Below are 6,215 nucleotides of genomic sequence, written 5' to 3'. Positions count from 1 at the left end.
GTTTTCTCTATGATAATTAAGCTCATGACTTTTAAAGGTCATCATCAAGCGTTACTAAGTGAGTAGGAAAATACGTGGCAAAGAAACGAGGTTTAGGGGAAAAAGGTTTAAGCGCTTTACTCAAGGGCTCAAATGTCGACTTTAAAAAAGAAGTTGAAAACGATGGAGACCTTAAGCAACTTCCAGTTGAGTTTCTAAAACGAGGTAAATATCAGCCTCGTCGTGACATGGATCCTGATGCACTCGAAGAGCTCGCCGAGTCAATTCGACAGCAAGGTATTATGCAGCCGATAGTGGTTCGTTCTCGTGGCGAAGACTCCTATGAAATTATTGCGGGCGAAAGGCGTTGGCGGGCAGCACAAATCGCTCAGCTCGATAAAGTCCCCGCAATTATTCGTGATGTTGAAGATGATGCGGCTGTTGCAATGGCGCTTATCGAGAATATTCAGCGTGAAAACCTTAATGCAATGGAAGAAGCCACCGCTTTACAGCGTTTGCAAGATGAGTTTGAACTTACCCAAAGCGAAGTAGCTGAAGCCGTTGGTAAATCGAGGTCAACCGTGACTAACTTGCTTCGCCTGATCAACCTAACAGATGAAGTAAAGTTGATGCTAGAGCATGGCGACTTGGAGATGGGCCATGGCAGAGCGATGTTATCGTTAGATACCGAGCGACAGATAATTGTGGCTCGTCAGGTTGAGTTGAAGTCGCTTTCAGTACGACAGACCGAAGCACTCGTCCGTCGCCTAATAGAAGACAAGCCTACAAATAAAGCAGCTAAGCCAAAACCCGATGCCGATATATCACGCTTACAAGAAGATCTATCTGAAAAAGTAGGTGCAGAAGTGAGTGTTCAGCATTCAAATACAGGCAAAGGTAAGCTAGTGATTAAATATAATTCTCTTGATGAGTTAGATGGAATTTTGACTCATATCAAGTGAAATCTAACTTGATCGAAAAATAATCGATTCTTTTTTGTAACTTAAGTGAATATTCATCCCTAGAGCGGTTGAATGCACAGATTATAACCCCTATAATCTGCCACGCTTCGAGAGGCCTGATTAGGCCGAAGAAGAAAAATGGCGAGAATGAATGTTAAGCGCCGCGACTCGATAAGACTAAAGAAAAATAAAAACAAGAGCTAACGATAACAAAATGTCTTAAAAGAACAGCAACTTAATGGCTGTATCTTAAGTCGAAGGTAATTAAGGAAGATATCTGCTAACTACAGCGCAGTGACATCAAAAGGTAGCAATGTAGTAGGCAAGATTAATGAACAGTAGAAAAAAGGCTGACATAAATAAGCCGCCGATTTACAAGATTTTTATTGCTCAGATGGCTCTTACGAGTGTCATTTGCGCAGGGTACTATTTAGTTAGCGGAAGCGTTGCGGCATACTCTTCGCTATTGGGTGGGGTTATATTTGTTATCCCACAACTATATTTTGGTGTTAAAGCGTTTTTGTACAGTGGCGCTCGGTCAATCCAAAAAATAGTTATAAATTTTTATAAAGGTGAGAGCACCAAATTAGTAATCATTGCACTGAGCTTCGGACTTATATTCAAGTTTGTAGAGCCTCTGGATTACTTAGCACTTTACTCCACCTTTATCAGTGTTTTAGTGATGAACTGTTTCTCGGCTCTCTTAGTAAGTAAGCCGAACTCACACAAAGCATAATTTAGAATTTTTAACTCTATAATGTAGGCCCTTAACTATGGCAGGCGATAGTCTAACAACCACTGAATATATTCAGCATCACTTAAGTAACCTAACTTTCGGCCAGCTTCCTGCTGGTACTGTTCGTTATGATGGCACAACGCTACAAGAAGCAACTTGGACAATGGCTCACGGTGGCGAAGAAGCTGCTGCAATGGGTTTCAATGCATTTCATGTAGATAGTTTACTTTGGTCATTTGGCTTAGGTGTTATTTTCTGCATGATCTTCCGTTCCGTTGCCAAATCGGTAACTAGCGGTGTACCTGGTCGCTTCCAAAACTTTATCGAAATGATTGTCGATTTCGTTGATGGTAACGTTAAAGATATGTTCCATGGACGTAACCCACTTATTGCTCCTTTGGCATTAACAATCTTTGTTTGGGTATTCTTCATGAACCTAATGGACTTGATCCCGGTTGATCTAGTGCCATGGTTGCTTACATTTGTGGGCGTTGGTTATCAGAAGATTGTTCCATCAACAGACCCTAACATCACACTAGGTATGGCTTTAGGTGTATTCATCCTAATGCTTTACTACTCTATCAAGATTAAAGGTATTGGTGGCTTTACTAAAGAGCTTACCATGCACCCTTTCAATCACTGGGCGTTTATCCCTGTGAACCTATTTATGGAATTAGTCGGTCTATTAGCTAAGCCGTTTTCATTGGGCTTGCGACTATTCGGGAACATGTACGCCGGTGAAATGATCTTCATTTTGATTGCCGTCATGTACAGCGCTGGTTTGCTGTTTGGTCTGTTCGGTGGTTTCTTGCAGATCGGTTGGGCGATATTCCATATCTTGGTTATTACGCTACAAGCATTTATTTTTATGGTTTTGACCGTCGTGTACCTGAGTATGGCTCACGAAGATCATTAATCTAAATTTTTAAACTTTTCTTTTAACTAACTTAACTTTTTAACTTAAAGCAGGAGAAAAAAATGGAACTAGTAATTATTGCAGCTGCAATTATGCTTGGTCTTGGTGCACTTGGTGCGGCAGTTGGTATGGGTCTACTTGGTGGACGTCTATTGGAAGGTACTGCGCGTCAGCCAGAACTTGGTCCAATGCTACAAGGTAAGATGTTCTTACTAGCTGGTTTGATCGATGCTGTGCCAATTATCGGTGTTGGTATCGCTATGTACTTGATTTTCGTTGTTGCTCCAGGCGTTGGTGCTTAATAGACACGTCTTTAGTTAGCTAAAAACGTAAACTAACAACGAAAGTGAGGTAATTAGTGTGAATATCAATTACACACTTATTGGACAAATGATTTTCTTCGCAGGCTTTGTGCTATTTTGCATGAAGTATGTTTGGCCACCAATCATTGGTGCAATGACAGAGCGCGAAAAGAAAATATCCGACGGTTTAGCAGCGGCTGACAGAGCGTCTAAAGATCTTGAACTTGCACAGAAAAAAGCAGTTGAAGAGCTAAAAGAAGCGAAAGCACAAGCAGCTGAACTAATCGAGCAAGCGAACAAACGATCAAATCAAATTGTTGACGAAGCGAAAGAAACTGCTCGTCAAGAAGGTGACAGATTAATCACTGCTGCTAAAGCTGAAATTGAGCAAGAAAAGAATCGCGTGAAAGAAGAGCTTCGCGCTGAAGTATCTGCAATCGCAATTGCGGGCGCAGAAAAGATTCTTGGATCTTCAATCGATGCAAGCAAACATGGTGAGTTACTCGATCAGCTTGCCTCAGAAATTTAAGTTTTGAGAGTGGATGATGGCAGAATCAATTACGATTGCCCGACCCTACGCTAAAGCCGCTTTTCAGGCCGCGAAGGATAAGGAAGCTTTGACAGTTTGGTCAGACATGCTTGCTTATTCTTCTGCAGTAGCTATGGACGAGAACATGAGTGTTGTTCTAGACCACCCAGCATTGACAAGTGAGCAAAAAGCACAGCTTTTCATCGAATCATGTGGTGATAAGTTAAATGATGAAGGTAAAAACTTTATCGTTGTGTTGGCTGAAAATGACCGATTAGAGTTACTTTCAGAGATTGCTCAATTGTTTGAAGGTTTCAAAGCACAGCTAGAGATGTCAGTAGACGTCGATGTGGAGAGTGCTTTTGAACTGGGCGGTGAACAACAAGATAAGCTTGCACAAGTACTAAGTAAGAAACTAGATCGTAAAGTCGTTGTTACATCGACTGTAAATGAGTCGTTGATTGGTGGCGTAATTATCCGCACCAACGATCTAGTCATCGATGCTTCTGTCCGTGGCAAAATTGCAAAATTGGCCGAAGCGGTTAGTGCTTAGGTAGCAGATTCAGATTTGAGGATTTAACGCATGCAACAGCTAAACCCAGCTGAGATCAGCGAAATTATTAAGAAGCGCATCGAAACTCTCGATGTTTCTTCTGAAGCCCAAAATGAGGGCACTATCGTCAGTGTATCTGACGGTATCGTTCTAATTCACGGTCTTGCCGACGTAATGTATGGTGAGATGGTAGAGTTTGAAACCGGCGTATACGGTATGGCGCTTAACCTAGAGCGTGATTCTGTAGGTGTCGTTGTCCTAGGTGACCCTAAAGGTCTTGCCGAAGGTCAGAAAGCAAAATGTACGGGTCGTATCCTAGAAGTACCAATCGGTGAAGCAATGCTTGGCCGTGTTGTTGATGCACTAGGTAACCCAATTGATGGTAAAGGTCCTATCGAGACTACGCTAACTGCACCTTTAGAAAAAGTTGCACCAGGTGTAATCGCACGTCAATCAGTTGATGAGCCAGTACAAACTGGTTTGAAAGCGATTGACTCAATGGTACCTATCGGCCGTGGCCAGCGTGAGTTGATCATCGGTGACCGTCAGACTGGTAAGACTGCAATCGCTATCGATGCAATCATTAACCAGAAGAACACAGGTGTTAAGTGTATCTATGTAGCAGTTGGTCAGAAGCAATCTTCTATCGCTGCGGTTGTACGTAAACTTGAAGAGCATGACGCAATGGATCACACGATCATTGTTGCGGCAGGTGCAGCTGATCCAGCAGCAATGTTGTTCTTAGCGCCATACGGCGGTACAACAATGGGTGAATACTTCCGTGACCGCGGTGAAGACGCATTGATCGTATTTGATGATTTGACCAAGCAAGCTTGGGCATACCGTCAGATTTCATTGCTACTACGTCGTCCACCAGGTCGTGAAGCATATCCAGGTGACGTATTCTACTTGCACTCACGTCTACTAGAGCGTGCATCACGTGTAAACGCTGATTACGTTGAGCAGTTCACCAATGGTGAAGTTAAGGGCCAAACTGGTTCATTGACAGCTCTACCGATCATCGAAACACAAGGTGGTGACGTATCTGCATTCGTACCAACTAACGTAATTTCGATTACAGATGGTCAGATCTTCCTTGAGACCAACCTATTTAACTCTGGTATTCGTCCTGCAATGAACGCAGGTATTTCGGTATCACGAGTTGGTGGTGCAGCTCAGACTAAGATCATCAAGAAGTTAGGTGGTAGCGTACGTTTGGCTTTGGCTCAGTATCGTGAATTGGCAGCATTTGCTCAGTTCGCATCAGACCTTGATGATGCAACACGTAAGCAGCTAGAGCACGGTCAGCGTGTGACAGAGCTTATGAAGCAAAAGCAGTACAGCCCACAAAGCGTTGCTGAAATGGGTATCGTTCTTTATGCCGCTAATGAAGGCTTCTTGGATGATGTGCCAGTAAACAAAGTTGTTGATTTTGAAGATGCAATGTTGTCTTACATGAGTGCTGAACATTCAGCATTACTCGATAAGATTAACGAAAAAGGCGATTACAACAATGATATCGCTGACGGCATTAAATCAGCTCTTGAGCAATTTAAGTCGACGCAAACTTGGTAAGCCGATTGTTGAGTACTGGAGATCTATGAATACTGCAGTACTCGACTGTCATTTATACCTCAAAGTGAACAAGACTTTAAAGGCGATATAAAATGGCCGTTGGTAAAGAGATACGAAATCAGATTTCGAGCGTAAAAAGCACGCAGAAAATTACAAGCGCAATGGAAATGGTTGCCGCGAGTAAGATGCGTAAAGCTCAAGATCGTATGAGTTTGGGTAAGCCCTACTCAGAAAAAATTCGTTCGATTGTCAGTCACTTGGCAAATGCGAACACAGAATATAAGCACTTATATTTGCAAGAGCGCGAAGTTAAGCGTGTTGGCTATATCATCGTTTCTACAGACCGAGGTTTGTGTGGCGGTTTGAACGTCAACTTGTTCAAGAAAGTTGCTAAAGATATGAAAAACTACGCGGATAACGCAGTAGAAGTCGATCTTTGCGCGGTTGGACAAAAAGCAATTAGCTTCTTTAAAAGCTACGGCGGTAATGTCGTTGCTGCATTAAGTCACCTTGGTGACGCACCTGCAGCACATGAGCTGATCGGTTCTGTAAAGGTGATGTTGGATGCTTACGAAGAAGGCAAGATCGACCGCCTTTACGTGGTATACAACGAGTTTGTAAACACCATGACGCAGAGCCCTGAAGTAGTACAATTGTTACCGT

At 42.8% G+C, this 6,215-nt stretch carries 8 protein-coding genes; all 8 read left to right on the top strand.

What is annotated here, in order from left to right:
* Positions 1-74: 74 nt before the first annotated feature.
* A complete protein-coding gene (locus tag A3757_RS08915) occupies positions 75-941 on the top strand; it encodes a ParB/RepB/Spo0J family partition protein (protein ID WP_068507307.1) in 867 nt (288 codons plus the stop codon).
* A 331-nt stretch (positions 942-1,272) separates the two neighbouring features.
* Positions 1,273-1,677: a F0F1 ATP synthase subunit I gene (locus A3757_RS08910; RefSeq protein ID WP_068507305.1), complete on the top strand. Its 405-nt coding sequence runs from the start codon at positions 1,273-1,275 to the stop codon at positions 1,675-1,677.
* A 37-nt stretch (positions 1,678-1,714) separates the two neighbouring features.
* Positions 1,715-2,593: a F0F1 ATP synthase subunit A gene (gene atpB / locus A3757_RS08905; RefSeq protein ID WP_068507303.1), complete on the top strand. Its 879-nt coding sequence runs from the start codon at positions 1,715-1,717 to the stop codon at positions 2,591-2,593.
* Positions 2,594-2,655: 62 nt separating this feature from the next.
* Entirely contained in the window at positions 2,656-2,895 is a 240-nt protein-coding gene (gene atpE / locus A3757_RS08900; RefSeq protein WP_068507301.1) for a F0F1 ATP synthase subunit C, read from the top strand.
* 58 nt (positions 2,896-2,953) lie between these two features.
* Positions 2,954-3,424: a F0F1 ATP synthase subunit B gene (locus A3757_RS08895; RefSeq protein WP_068507299.1), complete on the top strand. Its 471-nt coding sequence runs from the start codon at positions 2,954-2,956 to the stop codon at positions 3,422-3,424.
* Positions 3,425-3,440: 16 nt separating this feature from the next.
* The gene (locus A3757_RS08890; protein WP_068507297.1) at positions 3,441-3,977 is read left to right on the top strand and encodes a F0F1 ATP synthase subunit delta; all 537 of its coding nucleotides are present in this window, start codon (positions 3,441-3,443) and stop codon (positions 3,975-3,977) included.
* A 30-nt stretch (positions 3,978-4,007) separates the two neighbouring features.
* Positions 4,008-5,552: a F0F1 ATP synthase subunit alpha gene (gene atpA, locus A3757_RS08885; protein ID WP_068507291.1), complete on the top strand. Its 1,545-nt coding sequence runs from the start codon at positions 4,008-4,010 to the stop codon at positions 5,550-5,552.
* A 92-nt stretch (positions 5,553-5,644) separates the two neighbouring features.
* A partial coding sequence (atpG, locus tag A3757_RS08880; RefSeq protein WP_068739458.1) for an ATP synthase F1 subunit gamma occupies positions 5,645-6,215 on the top strand: 571 nt, incomplete at its 3' end.

This window comes from Oleiphilus sp. HI0117 (genome assembly GCF_001635235.1).
Note: the sequence above shows the minus strand (reverse complement) of the source record. Positions and strands in the feature narration are given on the sequence as shown.